The organism is Parabacteroides sp. AT13, assembly GCF_002272965.1.
Classification (GTDB): Bacteria; Bacteroidota; Bacteroidia; order Bacteroidales; family Tannerellaceae; genus Parabacteroides; species Parabacteroides distasonis.
The window spans coordinates 1,356,215-1,376,766 of the sequence record NZ_NQMH01000002.1 but is presented as its reverse complement, the minus strand read 5'-3'; the positions used below and the strand labels follow the sequence as shown (position 1 = coordinate 1,376,766).

Sequence of the window (20,552 nt, the reverse complement as noted above, 5' to 3'; positions counted from 1 at the left end):
CAAAAATATATAATTATTGCTTGTTTATACGTCAAGTCCTTGATTCTTCTCTTAGGCTAAAAAAACAAAACAACTCTTGTCTTACCCCTGTTATTAGTAAAACAGAGATAGAAAGAAATTGTCCATGCGGTCATCCTATAAATATATCATACTCATACTCTTTGTGCTTATGCCCGGCTTGCTTTATTCCCAATCTCAAGATTGGGTACGTAAGTCCATTTATCCGCAAGCGGATAGTGGTAAAAGCAAGATCTATAATTGGATGTGGGGGAGGCATTATCGTCTCCTTTATACGATCCCGATCAGGGTTCCTTCGGCTACGATAGAAACGTTGGGGGGTGGGATGGACATCGTCGGGCAAGCGGAAGGGTTTCACGGATTATTGTTGGAGAATAAGCGTAAGCAATTGTATTTGCTAAAGCCCTTGGGTGGCTCTACGAGTTTCTTGGAGTCGAAGTTTTTCCGGGAAATATATAATAAGACTGATTTTAAGAATACATATTTGGATGAGTTCTTAGGAGATGCTTATACGATTATCAATCCCTATACCTTTTTGGTCGCAGATTATTTAGCGAAGTCCGCGGGATTGAGTTTTTCTCCCTCCCGTATTTACTATATTCCTTCCCACATGCGGAAAGACACGGTTGCGGACGGCAGCGACATACAAGATAGGCTGGTCAATCTAATCAATGTTCCGGATATTAATTTAAGGTCTAATTTGTATACCACGGAAGACTTTCTAGACAGCCTTCAAGTGAGTAAAAACTATATGGCGGATCAAAATCTATACATTCGAGAACGTATTTTCGATATGTGGATCGGAGATTGGAATAAGACGAACGAAAACTGGGAGTGGCAATCACATACCGTCAATGATAGCGTAATTTATACCCCGATCGTGATCGATAGGAATCATGCTTTCACGAAGGTGGACGGAGTATTGTTCAAGCAAATGTTGAAGATGTTATCGTTGGATTTTATCTGTAATTATGATAGCTTGATTTTAAAGGATACAAAGAAAATCAATAAGCTAGCTTTTGCGCTGGATATGGCGGTAGCAGGCCGCAGTGATGAGTCGGTTTGGATACGCCAAGCCCAAGAAATTCGGAAACAGATGACCGACTCTTTGATCGATAGCGCTTTTACTTATTTGCCGGAAGGTGTAAAACATGATGAGATAGAACTGATTAAACGAAAGTTGAAACGGAGGAGGCTAGAACTGGAAGCGGTTGCCTGCCAATATTATCGCTTATTGCAACGTACGCCAGTGGTTGCCGGAACCAATCAATCCGATTATTTCTTGATCGAGCGGCAAGCGCCGGACCGAACTATTTTACGGATTTATGATCCCGAGACCGGAGACTGTAGGTTGGAACAACAATTCTCCGGCAAGGAAACCAAGGAACTGTGGTTATATGGGCTTGCGGGAAACGATACGTTTGAAGTGAAGGGAAATACACGGAAAGATTTTCCGATATACTTGATCTCCGGAGAGGGGGAGAACCAATACCAATTGAATCATAGCCGGAAAATACATGTCTATGATAAGGATTATAAATATGATTACCAGAAGATAAAATACCATAAGATATCTTTTACCCCGTGGGGAATATATGACTCGGATAAAGGTATAAGTTTGGGTACGTTCTTTACATATACGATGTATGGCTTTAAACGAGCCCCATTTACCTATCAGCATCGGATCGGGTATAATTATTTGAAAGGGTTCATGTATGCAGGTGTCTTCCCTAATTATGACGGCCGGAGACGTTTATACCTGAATGCCTCCATCTCTTCACCCCGTAACTTCGAGAACTTCTTCGGATTTGGAAATAATACGGCGGGCTATAAAGAGGAAAAAAAGAATTATAACCGGGTGAAGCTCCGGACGTATATGCTTAATCCATCCTTCGAGATGGATTTGAGGAAGGAAGAGGTGGTGACATTCTTTGGCTCTTTGGATATGTATAAGGCTAAACGTACGGATGATCGATATATTTATACGGTTTATGGAGAAGATCATCCTATTTTCCGTACGAATTATTTCGTGGGTCTTGGGGCTACTTACCGGATAACGAAACAGCCTTATTCGTGGCTTCCCCTATTGGAAACCGAATGGACGGCCGGATGGAAAATGAATTTGAAAAAGCCGGAGCGTAATTTCCCCTATGCGCAGGGAAGCCTTTCATGGAACGTACGGTTCTCGGATCGTTTTACTTGGGCTTCCTTGATGAAGGGGACGGTATTATTCGATAATGACTATGAGTTCTATCAAGCCGCCACGATTGATTTAAGGGGATTTCGTGATAACCGTTTTATCGGAAAGCAATCCTTTTACCAATACTCGGATTTACGCTTGGACATGGGAAAACTAAAGAATCCGTTCACTCCCTTAAAATATGGTCTATTTGCGGGCTTTGATTATGGTAGGGTCTGGTTTCCCGGTGAGCGTTCCCATTGTTGGCATACTTCCTATGGTGGCGGGATTTGGCTTACTTTCTTGAATAAGTTCACCACTAAATATTCTTGGTTCGGCTCGACGGATAGTTTCCGGTTCGCCTTTGAGTTGGGGCTTGGGTTTTGATATAGTCTCAAACTTACACGGTACTGATGAGGGAAATTCTCATCATGATAAGGAGGGTTATTGTCTATTTCTATATTTGTTCTTGTCTTCTGTCGTATGATCCGGTAAAAACGTGTACGTGTTTTCCGAAAAACATGTACGACTTTTGTGGAAAACATGTACGTGTTTTTTCAGAAATATAATCATGTTTTTAAGGATGATGATAATCAATGATTTACATATTCGTGTTATTTGCATGCTTATTGTTTGGATTTATTGAGTGAAAATCCATACATTTGCCTTTGATCAATTTTGTTCTTGTTATGAAATGGTTAAGGGCAATGTTTTTGTGCATGGTCGTTTTTGCCGCATTGACTGTGGTCGCCAACGATTCTTTCTCCCAAAAGGAGGTACGGGTGTGTGCTTCTACATCTTTATTTTCAATAGCGAATAAAGAGCCGGCTGCTTTCATCTCTTTTCAAGAAATCATAACTCCTTTGACGTCTTTCCCCGCTTTTGGGGAGAAGCTTTTGTATCTTATTGCCTCATTGACTTTTTTCCTCGCTTTGTTTACCCTGTCGGTAGCTTTGTTGTTTTACGAACGGAGGGTAAGTTATGTTCGATTAAAATCCGTCTTTTGGCAAGAACGATACTCTTGCTATGTGCTTTGTCGTATGCTGGATTAGACATGATTATGCCCTGTCTTTAAGGGTATAGGGGAGAATTGTGTCAATTTATTATATACGAAAAACAAGCGTATCATGAACTCTATATATCGAAATTTTATTATCACGTTGAAGGCAAATAAAATGGCGGCAACACTAAATATATGCGGCCTCGTAATCGCCTTTACTTTATTTAATAGCGTAGCTATCCGTACGGAATCCGAACGAACTTTTGATAAAATACACTCGAAAGCCGAGGTTATTTATCGATTGGATTGTGTAACGAGTAAAAGTCAATGGCCTACGCAAATCCTGCCTTTCGCCCAAGCATTTGCCTCGTCTTCTCCACATATATTGGTAAGTACGATCATAAATCCTTACGTAGGGGAAGTTTATTTTACGATCGGGAGGGACGAGATTCTCAAAGGTTATAAGGAACCGGTGATAACCTGTACTCCGGGGATCGTTTCTATATTTGACTTCCAATTGGTGGAAGGTTCACTAGATTGCTTAGATGATCCGGAGAAATGCCTTTTGCCGGAAAGTATGGTCCGGAAGATATTTGGCGAGTCATCGGCTATTGGTAAGGAGTTGCTTGCGGAAGAAGAGATTTGGAGCAAGGAACGAAAATCACTAGTCGTAGGAGGAGTTTATAAAGATTTCCCGGAAAACACACAATTGAATAATGCCATTTATACTTCTTTATCGTCGACTTATTGTATGGATGATTGGGATAACTGGATTTTCCTTTGTTATGTCCTTTTAGATGATCCGTCACAAAAAGATCTCATTTGCTCCCAGTTTAACCAAGCATTTCCCTTCAAGCAATACGAGAGGCTCCAAGAGGTACAGACCCGTTTGGTGAATTTATGCGATATTTATTATATGAATGATATGAATAGTGTTACTTACATAAAATCAGGGAATAAAAGACAAACGGATTTGTTGTTTAGCGCTTCGTTTCTAGTGGTATTGATAGCAGTGATTAATTTTATAAACTTTACAATGGCATTGGTTCCGGCAAGAATAAAAAGTATTAACATCCGCAAAATTCTAGGGGACTCGGTATGGCGGTTGCGTGGATTTCTTTGGTTAGAGTCTTTTCTTTTTGCGCTATTGTCTTATGCTATATCCTTGTTGCTGTTATTGGTTTATGAAGGTTGCATTGGAGGAGGCTTTCATATGAAGGGAATAGTTTTTTGGGGTGGATTATTTATGGCTTTGTGTGCGGGACTATTGGCCGGTGCATATCCGGCTATTTATGCGACTTCTATTCCTCAGCGAATCGTGCTGAATGGTTCTTTCGGTTTGTCTCCAAAGGGAAAAAGAATGCGGGAATGTCTGGTTGGTTTTCAGTATACGGTTTCAATTATATTGATCGTCCTGTCACTGTTTATTTATAAGCAGATAGAGACAATGCGGAGTCATTCCTTTGGTTTCGGGAATGATAATGTAGTTGTCGTAGAATTGAATAAGGAGATAACCGAGAAATATAAAGAGAATTTTACCAACCGTTTGCGTGGTTATGCGGGAATTGAGGATGTGGCTTTCGCCGCTAGTAAGATAGGAGCGACCAATGAGAATCGTGGCGGGGCCGCAGAGTTTAATGGAGAGACTATTTATTTTTATTATTTGAATGTATCACCTAATTTTTTATCCCTTATGGATATTACCGCGAACGAAGGGCGTGTCTCAAGGATGGAAGATGGGAGGAATAAAGAGTTGCTTTTGGTTTTTGACCAAAAAGCGAAAAGGCAATTAAACCTTCATGTGGGTGACCGTATGAAAACCTTTTGGGGGAATGATGCCCGGGTATTAGGATTTACGGATGAGGTGGTGATCGCTTCCACACATAAAGCATCGGAGCTGCTAGCTACTTATCCTGTCGCTTTTGTGACGAATGAGGAATTTTATATGCCTTATGCTTATATTAAGTTGATGCCGGGGGCTGATAAAGGAAATGTTTTACTTTATATTAGGGACATGCTCAGCGAACTTTCTCCTTCATGTTTATCCGATTTTGAGTTTTGCGATACATTTTCCCGGCATCTGTATGAAAAAGAAATCCAGTTTGGCGACCGGGTTATTTTATCCAGTGTTTTATCTATCTGGATGGCATTGGCAGGTATTTTAAGTCTGGTATTGTTTGATGTCCACTATCAGCGGCGAGAAATTGGTATAAGGCGGGTGTATGGATCTTTCGTGAGTGAGATACTATATCGTTTGAATAAAGTCTATTTAAAGGTCTTGCTCATTAGTTTTGTTATCTCGATTCCAGTTTCCTATTATTTTATGGAGAGATGGGCCAGTAATTTTATGGAGAAAGCCCCTGTCGGTTATTTGATTTATTTTGTCGCATTGCTAGGGATCAGTATCCTGACGGTAGGAGTGGTCACGTTCCAAAGTTGGAGGGCGGCGAATGAGAATCCGGTGGATATGTTATAGGCAACTTACATCGGCAACGAAGTTAACTTCATCGGCAAAGTATCTTAGGTTACTTTGCCGACGAACTTAAGATACTTTGCTGATGAAGCTAAGATACTTAGAACTTATTTCTTCAAGGCCTCCAAAACTTGAGGCATCATAGTACAGATATAATGTTCTTCTTTCGCTGTAAAGAAATTGCCATCGACTACGGAATCCTCATCTGTTGTTTGTCCTTTGCTAATGGCAGGCTTAGCCAACGGATGTACCGCTAGCGTCTTTCCTTCCGTGATTCCGGTGAAGTCGAAGAGCATAGCGGCAGCGCAATGTCCAATCATAATTTTACCCTTTTCCCCGAAATTCTTAATCACATCCATTAGATCGATATTGTATTGTTTGCTAGCGTTCTGCTGGAAAACAGGAACCGCATCGCCACAAGCGAATACCATTGCGTCGTATTCATCTTCATGCCCTTTTAAATTAGCGATCACATCGTCTACTGTCAAAGCTATGCCAGAGTTCGTTTTGATCTCTTTTGAATCGGCAACCGCATATACTTTATAAGTAATGCCATTCTCGAAAAATGATTCCAAATATTGGAACAAACCAAATCCATTTACTGGATTTACCGCTAAAACTGCTACTTTCTTTGCCATAATCGTAAATTATTAAGTGATACAATAGTTATTTTTCGTAAGTTTATTACTTTTGTGGTGTAAAAGTAAGTCCCTTTTTTAGAGAAAACAAGAAGGCACTTATAAATAAGGAACTTACATGGATGTAACCATTGTTGAGATTCAAGTAAATAGAAAAGGTTAAAAAATGAAAAACTTTCATCCGACAGGGAATTGCCCCGTAAGAGACGTATTGAGCCGGCTAGGAGATAAATGGTCTATGCTAGTGCTTATCACTTTAAGTGCTAACGGTACCATGCGTTTTAGTGATATCCATAAAACCATTGCGGATGTATCGCAACGTATGCTGACCGTAACCTTGCGCACGTTGGAATCGGATGGTCTGATCGAACGAAAGGTCTATGCGGAAGTTCCTCCCCGAGTAGAATACTGCTTAACGGAAAGAGGATTAAGTCTTATTCCCCATATCCAAGGCTTGGTGGATTGGGCGTTGCAGCAGATGAGTGGTATTATGGAAAGCCGGGTTTTACATACGTCATGACTTGCTCTGGCATTAATCTATCAGTGAGCTTTTTCTGCAAAAATATCTGCCAGCGACCGTTGGGTTAATTTACTCTCAATCCAAGCAAGGACATCAAATGTCTTTAAAAGTTGGCGTTCATATTTATCTTGTTCGATTTTTTGAATGTCTTTTTGGTATTGTAGCCAGCGTTTATTTCTAGCTTTCTCGTATGATGGAAGCGGATAGCCCTGTATAAACTTGAATATTAACTTTTCTGTGATATAAGTCTGTTTCTCGAAGCGGATGTTTCTTTTGATGGAAATAATTTCGTTCTTAAAGAAATCATAATTGCCTAATTCTGCTTGGAGTAAAAGATTTACCAATCTTGCTATCTTGTAAGAAGGAAATGCGCAAAATAACTTTCCCAAACTAAATATCTTTTTCATGTATTTGCGAGCTTGTACATAATCTTTCGTATACATGCCTAATACAGCGAAGCTTAGATATAACCGTAATTGAGACTCAAGTCCTAATGATGTTACTTTTTTTAGTAATTCATTTTCTTGCTTATCCCTTAGCTCTAAGGCCTGTTCAAAGTTTCCGGCTTGTAACAAGCTATTGGATTTGTAGATATATATCAAGGTTTTCAGATGTAAGATGAATTCAGTGGAGTACTCATTTTGTGTTAATTCTTCTAGTTTAGAAAGGAAAAAGGGAGTTTCATGATATAATCCGGCAATACATAAACTGTCTAAAATACCTTGTATGGCACTTAAATAGTAGATAGGAGGATTTAATATTAAATGTTGGTTGTCGTTAAATAAGTTGATAAGCTCTTGGTAATATCGGATAGCCGATTTATAATTGCCGGAGTTAAGATAATAAGTGGCTTGGAATAGCAAATGTAACTTTTGCGCTTCGAATCCTTGGTAGGAATTGTTTGCGATTAAATGGAGTTCGCTCAATACGAGATCGTTTAAATCCTCTTTTTGTTTGTCGGAACGGATATAGCCTTTGTTAATTAAACGGTGTTTAAGAATATCGTATAGCTGTGTATGTTGATTAAGGGTTCTTGCGTATTTTAATACTTCATTGATTTTCATTTGCTTGTTTACCAGCTGCTTTTCTGAGATTGTTTTAAAATCAAGAGCGCTTAAGTATTTCAGTTCCGTTCTCCGAATCAATAAAAGCAAGGAATCATTTTCATAAGTGATCGCTAATTTTTTTGCTTTATCTAATTCAATGAAAGCTTCATCAAATATTTCTCGTTCGAATAATACGCCAGCCTTTGATATATAATTGAAAATTCTTGTTTGGACATCCTGTTTTTCTCTTAGTCTAACTAAACATTCTAGAAGTACCCGATATAAATGTTTGACTGCGGTCTCGAAACTCTTCCCGTCTTGAATCTGACAAAAGCGTGTATACAGCTGTTCGGGAGACGTATTAGCGTCTATTAGATTAAAAAGGGTGAGGTATACCTTATCACCGTTTTGAAGGTTTGCGCAAAGATGGAAATATCTTTTCTCAGCTTTTGTCAAGGTGTTGACAAGCATTAATAATATGTATGTGTTATTCATGGACTTTTGATGTTATCAAGTGTTTGATATATAGTGAATATGAGAAATTGTATGATGCAAATATATCGATTTGGGTTTATCTACGATGAAGATTAATTGATGATTTTTATATTTTGGATCTTTTTATATTTGCGACATCGGTGAATGAATTTAAATTAACATGAAATCTGGTGTACCAAGCGGAATATATGATATTTTTGTTAAACGAATGATTAATAAGAGAAAAGCATGAAAGACTTACGGAATCATAATATATTGGTTGTTGGAAGTAGCAATACCGATATGGTCGTAAAGACGAATCATCTCCCTCGTCCGGGAGAGACGGTATTAGGCGGAACATTTTTTATGAACCCGGGTGGGAAAGGAGCGAATCAAGCGGTTGCTGTTGCGCGGTTAGGGGGACAGGTCTCGTTTATTTGTAAAACAGGCAGTGATATATTCGGACATCAATCCCAGCAGCTATTTGAGGAAGAGGGGATTGATACTTCCTATATTTTCTCAGATCCGAAGAATCCATCTGGCGTAGCGTTGATTACGGTGGATGCTCATGCTGAAAACTGTATTGTGGTGGCCTCCGGAGCTAATGCTAATCTATTACCTTCTGATTTAGCGAAATCGGAAGAGGCGATAGAAAAAGCCGATTTGATTTTAATGCAATTGGAGATTCCTATGGATACTGTCGAGTTTGTCGCTAAGATGGCATCGAAGAAGAACAAACGGGTAATATTGAATCCGGCTCCAGCTCAAACTTTGTCGGCTACGTTACTCCGGCATCTGTATATGATTACCCCGAATGAGACAGAGGCAGAGATGATCTCTGGCGTGAAGATCACGGATGAGGTTTCCGCAAAGAAGGCGGCGCAAGTTATAATGGAGATGGGAGTACAGAACGTAATCGTTACTTTAGGCTCAAAAGGAGCTTTGATCTATTGTGATTCCATGGTAGATATGGTTCCTGCGATAAAAGTGGAAGCCGTTGATACTACTGCCGCCGGGGATATTTTCAACGGCGCTTTAACGGTGGCTTTGGCTGAGGGGCGGGATTTAAGGGAAGCCGTGAGATTCGCTTGCAAAGCTTCCGCCATTTCCGTGACTCGTGTGGGAGCGCAATCTTCTGTTCCTTACCGGAATGAGGTGGATATTTTTGATTAATCTATAAAAACAATCTAATATTATGAAACAAACAGTATTTGCGGTGATAACGGTAGCCTCTTTATTTCTAGGGGCGACCTCATGTTCCCAACAACCCTCGGCAAAGGATCAAACGACGGTGCCCGCTGAGTTTACGATTAGTAAAGAAAAGTTGATGGATAAGATTAAGGGAGGTTGGGCCGGACAAACCATAGGCTGTACGTATGGCGGTCCGACGGAGTTCAAATATAACGGAACGATGATTCAAGAATACGTACCGATCGTATGGCCGGACGGATATATCAAGTGGTGGTACGAGAATGTACCCGGATTGTACGATGATGTTTATATGGACCTTACATTCGTGGATGTCTTTGACCGGTTGGGATTGGACGCTCCTGTGGACTCATTCGCCATGGCGTTCGCTACGGCGGGATATACGTTATGGCATGCTAACCAGTCGGCACGTTATAATATTTTGCAAGGGATCATGCCTCCGGCGTCCGGCCATTGGCTGAATAACCCTCATGCGGATGATCTGGATTATCAGATCGAGGCGGACTATGCCGGACTGATGTCGCCGGGTATGCCGAATACGGCTTCCGAGATTTCTGATAAGATCGGGCATATCATGAATTACGGAGACGGTTGGTACGGCGGTGTGTATGTCGGGGCGATGTATTCGTTATCGTTTATCTCGGATGATATCGAGTTTATCGTGACCGAGGCGTTAAAGACGATACCGGAGCAAAGTACCTATTATAAATGTATGAGCGATGTGATCCGCTGGCATAAGGAATATCCGGACGATTGGAAACGCACTTGGTTTGAGTGTGAGAAGAAATGGAGCTCGGATATTGGTTGTCCGGATGGCGTTTTCGTTCCGTTCAATATCGATGCCGTGATCAATAGCGCATACATTCTTATCGGCTTGCTTTATGGTGAGGGAGATTTCTATAAGACATTGGATATCTCTACCCGTTGTGGACAAGATTCGGATTGCAACCCAGCCTCTGCGGGTGGTATCTTAGGAACAATCCTTGGTTATAGCCGTATACCGGATTATTGGATGAAGAACTTGAGAGAGGTGGAGAATATGGATTTTGCCTATACGACCATCTCATTGAATAAGACTTACCAAATGGGCTTCGATCAAGCGTTGCAAGTGATAGAGCGCAACGGCGGTTCCGTTTCAGGTGACGAGGTGACGATCAAATGCCAGCAACCTGTAGCCGTTCGTTACGAGAAGGCTTTCGAGGGTATGTATCCGATAGAGAAAGTGGCGGTTAATAAGAATTTGTCCGATGTAGGAGAACTTCCATTTGAGGGAACAGGCGCCGTATTCAAAGGCTTTGTGAACGCTAAAGATGATAAATACGTAGCGAAAGTAGAGATGTACCTAGATGGGGAGCTGGTTGAGACGGCGAACCTTCCGGCATCCTATACGACTCGTAGGAACGACCTGTTTTGGAAGTATCAGCTGCCCAAGGGAAAACATACGGCTACGTTTAAATGGCTAAATCCACGTAATGATGTCTCCGTACATTTCGGTGAGATACTGATTTACTCGGATGCTCCGAAAGAGATTGTTCACCAATAAAATTATAAAGATTATGAAGAAATCATTGTTTCTGATGGGCTTATTCGCCTTGTTTATCTCCTGTAAGGGGAATGTTTCTCAAACCGATAAGCCTCAACCGGTAAATCTTATTCTAGATACCGATTTAGGTCCGGACTATGATGATGTGGGCGCTATGGCCTTGATGCATGCCTTGGCGGATAGCGGTCAGGTAAATATTCTTGCGACTCTTTCCTCCAACCATGATGAGCGGGTGGTGCCTTGCATTGAGGTGCTGAATACTTATTTCAACCGTCCGGACATACCGGTAGGGGCACCAAAGAGCGAACCGGGGGCCTCCTTGACTACTTGGCATAAAACGAAGTGGACTGACGAGTTACCCGCTAACTATCCGCATCATACGGCGAAGACTTCCGACGCTCCGGATGCCCTGAAGGTGTACCGTAAGATTCTGAGCGAACAACCGGATACCAGCGTTGTTATTTGTACGATTGGTTTCTTCTCTAATTTAAGGGACTTGCTTCAATCGGGAGCTGATGAATATAGCGATCTCTCCGGAAAGGAATTAGTCGCCAAGAAAGTGAAACGTTTGGTTTCTATGGCGGGCCTGTTTCCGGAAGGAAAAGAATTTAATGTGTATTGCGATGTCCCTGCCTCTAAAGTCGTAGCGGATGAATGGCCTACAGAGATTGTCTTTAGCGGTTTTGAGATCGGGAACGTAATCTTGACCGGAAAGAAACTGGTGCAAATGAACGTGGAGAACAGTCCTGTAAAAGATGCGTATGCCCTTTGTTTCACGGAGGGAGACCCGGAAGGGCGCATGAGCTGGGATCATACGGCGGTATTGGTCGCTATAAAAGGTTATGAGCCTTATTTCGATGTAGAGCGAGGTACCTTTCATGTCGTAGATGATGAGGGGACTAACAATTGGGTGGCAAATCCCAATGGCCGTGATCTTCGTTTGATCGAGAAGATGCCGCCTACGGAGGTCGCTTCCTTGATAGAGAATTATATGATGCATCAACCATCTATTAAATAGTATTTTATGTATATCGTACAAGATTATTCTTTAGCTGTCATATTCTGTGTCGTTACGATGCTTTGTTGGGGATCGTGGGGGAATACGCAGAAATTAGCCTCCAAGACTTGGAGATATGAGTTCTTCTATTGGGACTACGTGATTGGTGTCTTGCTCCTTTCTCTGATTTCCGGCTTTACCTTGGGCAGCATCGGGACGGAAGGACGCAGTTTCCTGCCGGATTTGGCGCAAGCGAATCTCGCTAGTTTAGGGAGTGCCTTTTTGGGCGGTATTATTTTTAATGCTGCCAATATCTTGTTGTCTGCGGCGATCGCCATTTGCGGATTGTCGGTCGCTTTTCCGGTAGGGATCGGATTGGCCTTGGTGCTAGGCGTATTGGTTAACTATTTCGGGGCGGCGAAGGGGGAACCGACTTATATCTTTATCGGTGTAGCCTTAATCACGGTCGCCATCATCTTGAATGGCCTGGCTTATAAGAAAGCCTTGGTCGGTACCAAGAAAGTATCGGGGAAGGGGATCCTTATATCGGTTGTGGCCGGCGTGATCATGGCCTTTTTCTATCGTTTTGTCGCCGCTTCCATGGACATGGAGAATTTCGCTTCTCCGGCACCCGGGAAGTTGACGCCTTATACCGCCGTATTTGTTTTTGCCATAGGAGTATTTGTTAGTAATTTCTTATTTAACACATTGGCAATGAAACATCCGGTGGAAGGTAAGCCTGTCTCCATATCCGGTTATTTTAAGGGAGATATGAGTACGCATCTCGTGGGTGTATTGGGGGGTGTTATCTGGTGTATCGGTCAATCTTTCAGTATGATAGCGTCAGAGAAGGCGGGAGCGGCTATATCTTACGGATTGGGGCAAGGAGCCACGCTAGTCTCCGCTTTATGGGGCATCCTTATCTGGAAAGAGTTCAAGGGAGCGCCAGCCATTTCCAATCGTCTGAATGTCGGGATGTTTATTTTATTCGTGATCGGACTTGGGTTCTTAATTTATGCGGGAGCTTAAATAACGTTATTTTTATTTATTCCGGAAAAAACATTACCTTTGTTCTTGTTTCTTGTTTATGGGAGTTTAATAACGAAAAAAGACGATCTATGAAAGAAGAAGGTGATGTATTCAAAAAGTTCCGTGATTCCTTCAGCAGGATGGAGGGACATTTCCATATACTAGAACAGCGTGTGCCGGTTGAACTTCAGATGGAGTATTTCAAATACTCGGAAAACGTACGGAAGGAAAACCGGCCTCCCCGTCCCTTATCGGAGGATGAGTGCGAGACCCTGTACAACACTTTGTTGACGGAGGAAACCACGGACAAGACCGAGAAGAGATATTTGTTATCTCAATTGGCTACCTCGAAATCCGTCCGTGCGTACCGCTTGTTGGAGGAATACACCCAGCATCCGGACCCGGAAGTGACAGATTGGGCCTACATGGCTTTGATGGAGTCTCGTATCTCCTTAGAGTCCGATTTCTCCGACGAGAAACAAATTTATATCTCGACCGGCTTGGGAGGAAAAGGGGAGAAGCTGCGTTTCTATGTCTTGATGACGTCTAAAGGCAAGAAACCTTTCCAAGAATATCAGCGGCAGACAATCGAGCGGGAGTTCGCTTATTATCTGCCGAAAACGGACTGCGAGATCGAGCGTTTGACGATCGGTGAGCAGTATGTGGAGCTGGTGTTCTTGATCCCGGTGCGTACGGATATAAAAGCCACGTTGGATCGGGTGATCAATGAATGTAACCAATACGGCGATTTCCTCTCGAATGTTTTCACGATCACGAATGTCAAGGAATTGACAGCGGAGGAGGTTTCCGAGATTATAAATAAGAATGGAGACGATTAAGCAAGCTATTAAGTATGGTGTAGTCGGGTTGAGCAATACCTTGATAACGATGATCGTTATCTGGGTGATGATGAAACTCTTCGGATGCCGGGAAGGTTTATCTAACTTAACGGGATATGTGGCAGGCATATTAAACAGTTTCATCTGGAACAAGCAATGGACTTTCAAGGGAAGTTCCACCGGATGGACGAAAGGGGCGGTTCGGTTCACGATCGCTTTTATTATTTGTTATGCTTTACAGTACGGATTGGTACTGATCTTGAATTCCCGACTTACGATCGATCATTACTACAACCACTTGATTGGAATGGCTTTCTATACGGTGATTAATTTTTTAGTAAATAAGTTTTATACCTTTAAAGCTTAAAAGGCATGAAGAAGTTAGCGGTTATAGTCCCGTGTTACAACGAGGAAGCCGTGATCGAGGAATCGTATCGGCGTACGAAAGAGGTCTTGGTAAAGTTGCCGAACCCTACGGAGATTATCTATATAAATGATGGTAGTCAGGATAAGACACGTTCTTTGTTGGATCATATAGCCGCTACCGATCCTCATGTGAAGGTGATTCACTTCTCCCGGAATTTCGGTCATCAACCGGCGGTAACGGCGGGTATCAATAACTGTGACGCTGATTTGGCGATTATCATCGACGCCGATATGCAGGATCCGCCGGAATTGATTCCGGATCTGCTGGAAGTGCAGGAGAGAGAGAATGCTAACGTGGTTTATTGCGTCCGTAAGTCACGGGAAGGGGAGAGTCTTTTCAAGCTGTTCACCTCCAAGGCTTTTTACCGGGTGATGAATTATATGAGCGAGGTCCATTTCCCGCTGGATACGGGAGATTTCCGTTTAGTGGACCGGAAGGTGATGAATGAGTTCGACCGTTTTAAGGAACGGGGAAAATATATCCGTGGCTTGATAAGTTGGGTAGGCTTCCACCAAGTGCCGTTTTATTATGAGCGTGAGGCGCGTATCGCCGGCGAGACGAAATATCCGATTAGTAAGATGCTGAAATTCGCGTCGACGGCAATGCTTTATTTCTCGAAGAAGCCGTTGCGTTTGGCGACGAGTCTCGGGTTTATATCCGTATTGGTCGGTATAATCTTGGCGGTTTGGTTCACGTTGGGCAAGATCTATGGTTTTAGTAACGCCGAGGTTGGCTGGACTTCTATCATGACTTCCATTATCTTCTTTGGAGGTGTACAGTTATTGACGGTCGGCGTGTTAGGGCAATATGTCGGTATCCTCTTTGACGAGATCAAGGCCCGTCCCGAATACATTATTGACGAGAAGAAAAACTATTAAAAAACATCGGAGGCGAAATAAGCCGTTTCTCTATGATCTGAATTCTGTTCCATGATAAATGTCTTTTCATGATATACTCGTGAATGTAACATAAACAATTCGATATCCAGATAGTTTATACATAGAAGAGATTAATAAAACTTATGTGTCATGAAGTATAGAATAGAGAAAGATACCTTAGGTGAGGTGGAAGTGCCGGCGGACGTTTATTATGGGCCGCAAACACAACGGAGCGTGAATAATTTCAAGATCGCCACCGATATTAGCCGGATGCCCGAAGAGGTGATAGAGGCGTTCGCTTACTTGAAAAAAGGAGCGGCTTTGGCTAATAAAGACGCCGGTGTCTTGTCTCCGGAGAAATGCGAGTTGATCGGTAAGGTATGCGACGAGATCTTGGCGGGTAAATTAAATGACTCCTTCCCCTTGATTGTATGGCAAACGGGGAGCGGGACCCAGACGAATATGAATGTCAATGAGGTGATCGCCAACCGGGCGCATGTGTTGACCGGAGGAAAGCTAACGGATAAGGAGAAAGTGCTGCTTCCGAACGATGACGTGAATAAATCGCAATCCTCCAATGATACGTTTCCTTCCGCTATGCATATTGCCGCCTATAAGGTGATAGCGGAGGTGACGATCCCGGGATTGGAGAGTCTGTATCGTGCGTTGGCGCTAAAAAGTGAGGAGTTCATGAAGATCGTGAAGATCGGGAGGACTCATTTTATGGATGCCACTCCATTGACATTGGGGCAAGAGTTCAGTGGCTATGCGGCTCAATTAGAATATGGTATACGGAAAGTAAAGGATTCCCTGTCGCATATCTCCGAATTGGCTTTAGGAGGTACGGCGGTTGGGACCGGTATTAACGCCCCGGTCAATTATGACGAATGTGTCGCTAAGAAGATATCAGAGTTGACTGGGCTTCCTTTTGTAACCGCTCCGAATAAATTCGAGGCCCTAGCTACCCATGATGCCTTGGTTGAGGCGCATGGAGCCTTGAAATCCGTAGCGGTCAGCTTAATGAAGATCGCAAACGATATACGAATGTTGGGCTCAGGTCCTCGTGCCGGTATCGGTGAGATCCATTTGCCGGAGAACGAGCCGGGTTCCTCCATCATGCCGGGAAAGGTGAATCCTACGCAATGCGAGTCATTGACGATGCTCGCCGCTCAAGTAATGGGTAACGACGTGACAATCTCGATAGCCGGCTCCAACGGGCAGTTCGAGTTGAACGTATTTAAGCCGGTGATTATCTCGAACTTCTTGCAAAGCGCCCGCTTGATTGGTGACGGTTGCCTGAATTTCAGTGAACGTTGCGTAAAAGGCATTACCCCGGTGAACGAAAACATCAAACGCCATCTGGATAGCTCCTTAATGCTGGTTACCGCCTTGAATCCGAAAATAGGATATTACAAGGCCGCCGCTATCGCCCAGAAAGCCTATCAAGAAAATAAGACTTTGCGGGAGGCGGCTATCGAGTCCGGTTATGTGACCGCCGAGGAGTTTGATCGTTGGGTAGACCCGTCCAAGATGGTAGGAGAGATTGAGTAGTGTCAAAACTGCTACATCTTCTCCCAAAAATGAAACAAAGAGTTAAGATGATAATGGATATTTTTGTACCGTTATCATTTTAATTCTTTGTATTATGAAGAGCACACGATGTATTTTGTCTATAATCTTAGGGTTGCTGGCCGGATGGCTACCTCTGGGTGCGGTTACCGTATTGAAGAACCTACAGGTTGAGTATCAAACCAATCCACTGGGAATTGATGTCAGTCAGCCACGTTTTAACTGGCAGATGGAGTCCGATCGCTATGGGGCCTGTGGGCAGGCTTATCGGTTATGGGTGGCCGATAGTCCGGAGCAATTGGCTGCCGGGCGTTATATCTATGATTCGGGAAAGGTTCTTTCCGGGGAATCGGTTGGCGTAGTTTATCAAGGAAAAGCATTACAACCTTCCACTCGCTATTATTGGAAAGTTTCCGTATGGGATGAATCGGGAACGGAAATTACCTCCACCGAGCCTGCGTGGTTCGAGACCGGTCTTCTGGGTTCCGGATGGAGTGGCGCCCGTTGGATCGGCTCGTCGGAGACACAACTCTCCAAATATCGCTCGCATTATGTGATCGACTATGATGTGCGGGTGGCCGAGGGTAATGATAAAGCCGCATTTGTCTTTGGGGCGAGGGACGCTGATAATTATGTGTCTGCTGAACTGGACTTGAATGGTTCGGGGGACGCCCGTTTCATTCTACGCCATACCACGGATGGAAAAACGACGCAAGACGCCTCGGAGAGTCTGGCCTCCATCATCCCAGCCTCGGATAAGCATAAGGCGCATCATATCCGGTTGAAGGTGACGACGGCCCAATATGCCTTGAAATATTTCGTGGATATAGAGATCGATGGAAAGACCTTGGTGAATTCCTCTTTGACTCCCGAGGAGAAAGAACGGAAGAGCCGTGGTGATTTCTGGGGAGGCAAGGAAGGGGCTTTCACCGTGTATCCTTATCCGGATGGAGAGTTGGTTTATCATTGCCGTTTGTACGCGATCGGTTTCCTGCAACCTAAAGGGCAGACCGCTACATTCTCCAACTTGTGTATCAGCGAGGATACGTGGAATACGCTTCTGTACAATCCTGCCGAGACTTATGTGGAGAAAGGGGAGGGAAAGCTCAATGTCTGGTATCCGGGCGAGAACGTATCCGCTCCCATGCTCCGGAAAGCGATAAAGATAGAGAAACCGGTCAAGAGCGCCCGTTTATACGCTACCGCTAGGGGTGTCTACGAGTTCTCGGTGAACGGGCAGAAGGTTGGAAAGGATTATCTGAATCCGGGTTGGACGGATTACCGTTACCGTATCATGTATAATACGTATGATATAACGGATTTGCTACGACCGGGCGATAATGGTATCGGGGCGATGTTGGGCGCCGGATGGTGGAGCGAGCATAGCGGTTTCCTTACCGGTTGGCAGGATCAATACGGAACCCGCCAGTCCTTATTGGGAAAGATCGTGATCGAGTATGCCGACGGTACTCGTGAGACGATCGTTACGAATGATAGCTGGAAATGTTATGACCGGGGACCGATCACTTTTAACGGCCTTCAGAATGGAGAGGAATATGATGCCCGGAAAGAGGTGAACGGCTGGGATGCTCCGGGTTTTGATGACTCGTCATGGAAACCGGCGACCTTATTCGCCGCTCCTCCGGTAAATGTGGAGATCCAAGGATATGTAGGCAGCCCGATACAAAATAATGTGACCCTGACCGCTCAGTCCATGGTAGAGCCTATTCCCGGCGTCTATGTCTATGATATGGGGCAGAATATGGTCGGTGTTCCCCGTCTGACTTTCAAGGGAAAGGCCGGACAGGAAATCACGATCCGTTTCGGGGAGATGAATTATCCGGAAACGATCCCTACCGAGCCGGTCGCCCCGTACACGATCGCGATGTATAAGGAGAAGAAAGGGCAAGTCTATACGGATAATTACCGGAGCGCCCTTTCCACGGATCGCTATATCCTGAGAGGGGATGCGGCGGGTGAGACGTATGAGCCTCGCTTTACGTTCCATGGTTTCCGTTACGTGGAGATTCACGGGTTGGAGAGGCCGTTACCCTTGGAGGCGGTGAAAGGGATCGTGCTGGAATCTATCGGTGTGCGGACGAGCGGTTATGAGACGTCGGACGAGCGTGTCAACCGTTTGTTCAGCAATATCATTTGGGGCCAACGGGGTAATTTCCTGTCGGTTCCGACCGATTGCCCGCAACGGGATGAGCGTATGGGCTGGACAGGGGATGCGCAGGTATTCGCTCGTACGGCTACTTATAATATGAATGTCGATCCGTTTTACACCCGTTGGCTCTACTCGGTTCGGGATAATCAAGGAGATGACGGTAGTTACGCGAACTATATACCCGTGGTCGGTTTCCCGCCTCACGGCGCGGAGGATGGCGGAGGTGCCATGGGATGGATGGAAGCCGGCGTGATCGTACCGTGGCAAATGTATCAACAATACGGAGACGTGCGTATTCTGGAGCAACATTACGCTTCCATGGTCGCTTATATGGATTATTTGGAGCGTCGTGCCGTACGCTATGTACAGCCCTTCGGTGGTTTCGGCGATTGGCTGGCTATCGAGCCGACGAATTCCATGTTGACGAACACCGCTTACTCCGCCTACGACGCTTTGATTATGGAGCAGGTAGCGAAACGTTTAGGGAAGGATGCGGACCAAAGGCGTTTCCGTACTTTCTACGAGAACGTGAAGAGGTCTTTTAACGACCTCTTCGTGAACGAGGAGGGACGCACGTTCGCCCCGACGGTGGAATCTATCTTTGGCAAGGATTCGCAAGTAGGTATGTGGCCCGGAACGGCGGCTACCGAGGCGAAGATCGTGGATACGCAGACCTCATACGTGGTTCCTCTCCAGTTCGATCTGTTCAATGAGAAAAACAAACCCTTGGCGATCCGGCATCTGGTAGAGAATATCAAGAAACATAATTATACGCTTACCACTGGCTTTATCGGTACGCCTTACCTGAATTTGGTATTATCCGACAATGGTTATGACGATGTCGCCTATAAATTATTTGAGCAAACCGCCTATCCTTCATGGCTATACCCTGTCCTGCAAGGCGCAACCACGATTTGGGAACGTTGGAATTCCTACACGTTGGTAAATGGCTTCGGCCCTGTGGATATGAACTCTTTCAACCATTATTCGTATGGCGCTATCGAGGAGTGGATGATAGCTTATACCTTGGGTATCCAGCGGGATGAGGAACAACCCGCCTATAAGCACATCATCCTTCAACCCCGTATCGGCGGAACCTTCTCGTTCATCCGGGGTCATTACGATTCCGCCTATGGCCGTATCGAGAGTGGATGGCAAATCCAAAAGAAGGGCTATATATACGAGGCAACCATTCCCGCTAATACGACGGCTACCTTATATCTGCCCGCCAAATCGGAGAAGTCCGTTCGTATGGAGAAAGGGCAGGAGGGGATCACGCCCGTGGGATTGAAGGATGGGAAGGCTGTGTACCGATTGGGATCGGGGAGCTACCGGATATACGTGGATTGAATATTTCCCAAATATCCCGCCCGCGTCGGGTGCGCGGTCGAATCTTGGAGAAATGCGGGACCTCGCGCCGGGTGCGCGGTCGAATCTTGGAAAAATACGGGGCTCGCGTCGGGTGTGCGGTCGAATCTTGGAGAAATATTGGACCTCGCACCGGGTGCGTGGTCGAATCTTGGAGAAATACGGGGCTTACATC

The 20,552-nt window shown here is 44.4% G+C and carries 15 protein-coding genes; 12 read left to right on the top strand and 3 right to left on the bottom strand.

Going from position 1 to position 20,552, the window contains the following annotated elements; all coding sequences use genetic code 11:
* The first annotated feature begins 124 nt into the window (after positions 1–124).
* Positions 125–2,584: a hypothetical protein gene (locus CI959_RS20045; RefSeq protein ID WP_057317019.1), complete on the top strand. Its 2,460-nt coding sequence runs from the start codon at positions 125–127 to the stop codon at positions 2,582–2,584.
* 214 nt (positions 2,585–2,798) lie between these two features.
* On the opposite strand, the gene CI959_RS21645 is transcribed toward CI959_RS20045, so the two are convergent.
* Positions 2,799–3,035, bottom strand: a complete 237-nt coding sequence (locus CI959_RS21645) for a hypothetical protein (RefSeq protein WP_022191889.1) — start codon at positions 3,033–3,035, stop codon at positions 2,799–2,801.
* A gap of 289 nt (positions 3,036–3,324) precedes the next feature.
* Here CI959_RS21645 and CI959_RS20030 point away from each other — a divergent pair, with 289 nt between their 5' ends.
* Positions 3,325–5,673 carry an ABC transporter permease gene (locus CI959_RS20030; protein ID WP_011966552.1) on the top strand — a complete coding sequence of 783 codons (2,349 nt, stop codon included), beginning with the start codon at positions 3,325–3,327 and terminating at the stop codon, positions 5,671–5,673.
* 104 nt (positions 5,674–5,777) lie between these two features.
* Here the strand turns inward: CI959_RS20030 and CI959_RS20025 are convergent, their stop codons facing one another.
* On the bottom strand, positions 5,778–6,308 hold the full coding sequence (locus tag CI959_RS20025; RefSeq protein WP_011966551.1) for a DJ-1/PfpI family protein: 531 nt from the start codon (positions 6,306–6,308) through the stop codon (positions 5,778–5,780).
* Between the two features lie 166 nt (positions 6,309–6,474).
* On the opposite strand from CI959_RS20025, the gene CI959_RS20020 reads away from it, so the two are divergent.
* A complete protein-coding gene (locus CI959_RS20020; RefSeq protein WP_005858079.1) occupies positions 6,475–6,828 on the top strand; it encodes a helix-turn-helix domain-containing protein in 354 nt (117 codons plus the stop codon).
* 20 nt (positions 6,829–6,848) lie between these two features.
* On the opposite strand, the gene CI959_RS20015 is transcribed toward CI959_RS20020, so the two are convergent.
* Positions 6,849–8,369: a hypothetical protein gene (locus CI959_RS20015; protein ID WP_011966550.1), complete on the bottom strand. Its 1,521-nt coding sequence runs from the start codon at positions 8,367–8,369 to the stop codon at positions 6,849–6,851.
* 228 nt (positions 8,370–8,597) lie between these two features.
* Here CI959_RS20015 and rbsK point away from each other — a divergent pair, with 228 nt between their 5' ends.
* The 9 genes from rbsK to CI959_RS19970 all read left to right on the top strand — a co-directional run bounded on the left by rbsK (position 8,598) and on the right by CI959_RS19970 (position 20,359).
* Positions 8,598–9,521: a ribokinase gene (gene rbsK / locus CI959_RS20010; RefSeq protein ID WP_005858075.1), complete on the top strand. Its 924-nt coding sequence runs from the start codon at positions 8,598–8,600 to the stop codon at positions 9,519–9,521.
* 22 nt (positions 9,522–9,543) lie between these two features.
* On the top strand, positions 9,544–11,100 hold the full coding sequence (locus CI959_RS20005; RefSeq protein ID WP_005858072.1) for an ADP-ribosylglycohydrolase family protein: 1,557 nt from the start codon (positions 9,544–9,546) through the stop codon (positions 11,098–11,100).
* A 13-nt stretch (positions 11,101–11,113) separates the two neighbouring features.
* The gene (locus CI959_RS20000; protein ID WP_057317021.1) at positions 11,114–12,118 is read left to right on the top strand and encodes a nucleoside hydrolase; all 1,005 of its coding nucleotides are present in this window, start codon (positions 11,114–11,116) and stop codon (positions 12,116–12,118) included.
* Positions 12,119–12,124: 6 nt separating this feature from the next.
* Positions 12,125–13,126: a GRP family sugar transporter gene (locus CI959_RS19995; protein ID WP_008774266.1), complete on the top strand. Its 1,002-nt coding sequence runs from the start codon at positions 12,125–12,127 to the stop codon at positions 13,124–13,126.
* Positions 13,127–13,215: 89 nt separating this feature from the next.
* Complete coding sequence (locus CI959_RS19990) at positions 13,216–13,965, top strand: hypothetical protein (protein WP_009017156.1); 750 nt, start codon at positions 13,216–13,218, stop codon at positions 13,963–13,965.
* Complete coding sequence (locus tag CI959_RS19985) at positions 13,952–14,332, top strand: GtrA family protein (protein ID WP_005858065.1); 381 nt, start codon at positions 13,952–13,954, stop codon at positions 14,330–14,332. The genes CI959_RS19990 and CI959_RS19985 overlap by 14 nt, the downstream gene beginning before the upstream one ends.
* A 5-nt stretch (positions 14,333–14,337) precedes the next feature.
* Entirely contained in the window at positions 14,338–15,270 is a 933-nt protein-coding gene (locus CI959_RS19980) for a glycosyltransferase family 2 protein (RefSeq protein ID WP_005858063.1), read from the top strand.
* A gap of 150 nt (positions 15,271–15,420) precedes the next feature.
* Positions 15,421–16,821, top strand: coding sequence for a class II fumarate hydratase (gene fumC / locus CI959_RS19975; RefSeq protein WP_057317022.1), 1,401 nt, complete (start codon positions 15,421–15,423; stop codon positions 16,819–16,821).
* A 94-nt stretch (positions 16,822–16,915) separates the two neighbouring features.
* On the top strand, positions 16,916–20,359 hold the full coding sequence (locus CI959_RS19970) for an alpha-L-rhamnosidase (RefSeq protein WP_057317023.1): 3,444 nt from the start codon (positions 16,916–16,918) through the stop codon (positions 20,357–20,359).
* Positions 20,360–20,552 lie beyond the last annotated feature (193 nt).

Coding starts and splice junctions, on each gene's coding strand:
- CI959_RS20025 (WP_011966551.1), bottom strand. CDS start 6,308: ATGGCAAAGAAAGTAGCAGTTTTAGCGGTAAATCCAGTAAATGGATTT.
- CI959_RS20045 (WP_057317019.1), top strand. CDS start 125: ATGCGGTCATCCTATAAATATATCATACTCATACTCTTTGTGCTTATG.
- CI959_RS19980 (WP_005858063.1), top strand. CDS start 14,338: ATGAAGAAGTTAGCGGTTATAGTCCCGTGTTACAACGAGGAAGCCGTG.
- CI959_RS20015 (WP_011966550.1), bottom strand. CDS start 8,369: ATGAATAACACATACATATTATTAATGCTTGTCAACACCTTGACAAAA.
- CI959_RS20000 (WP_057317021.1), top strand. CDS start 11,114: ATGAAGAAATCATTGTTTCTGATGGGCTTATTCGCCTTGTTTATCTCC.
- fumC (WP_057317022.1), top strand. CDS start 15,421: ATGAAGTATAGAATAGAGAAAGATACCTTAGGTGAGGTGGAAGTGCCG.
- CI959_RS21645 (WP_022191889.1), bottom strand. CDS start 3,035: ATGAAAGCAGCCGGCTCTTTATTCGCTATTGAAAATAAAGATGTAGAA.
- CI959_RS19985 (WP_005858065.1), top strand. CDS start 13,952: ATGGAGACGATTAAGCAAGCTATTAAGTATGGTGTAGTCGGGTTGAGC.
- CI959_RS20030 (WP_011966552.1), top strand. CDS start 3,325: ATGAACTCTATATATCGAAATTTTATTATCACGTTGAAGGCAAATAAA.
- CI959_RS19995 (WP_008774266.1), top strand. CDS start 12,125: ATGTATATCGTACAAGATTATTCTTTAGCTGTCATATTCTGTGTCGTT.
- CI959_RS19970 (WP_057317023.1), top strand. CDS start 16,916: ATGAAGAGCACACGATGTATTTTGTCTATAATCTTAGGGTTGCTGGCC.
- CI959_RS19990 (WP_009017156.1), top strand. CDS start 13,216: ATGAAAGAAGAAGGTGATGTATTCAAAAAGTTCCGTGATTCCTTCAGC.
- rbsK (WP_005858075.1), top strand. CDS start 8,598: ATGAAAGACTTACGGAATCATAATATATTGGTTGTTGGAAGTAGCAAT.
- CI959_RS20020 (WP_005858079.1), top strand. CDS start 6,475: ATGAAAAACTTTCATCCGACAGGGAATTGCCCCGTAAGAGACGTATTG.
- CI959_RS20005 (WP_005858072.1), top strand. CDS start 9,544: ATGAAACAAACAGTATTTGCGGTGATAACGGTAGCCTCTTTATTTCTA.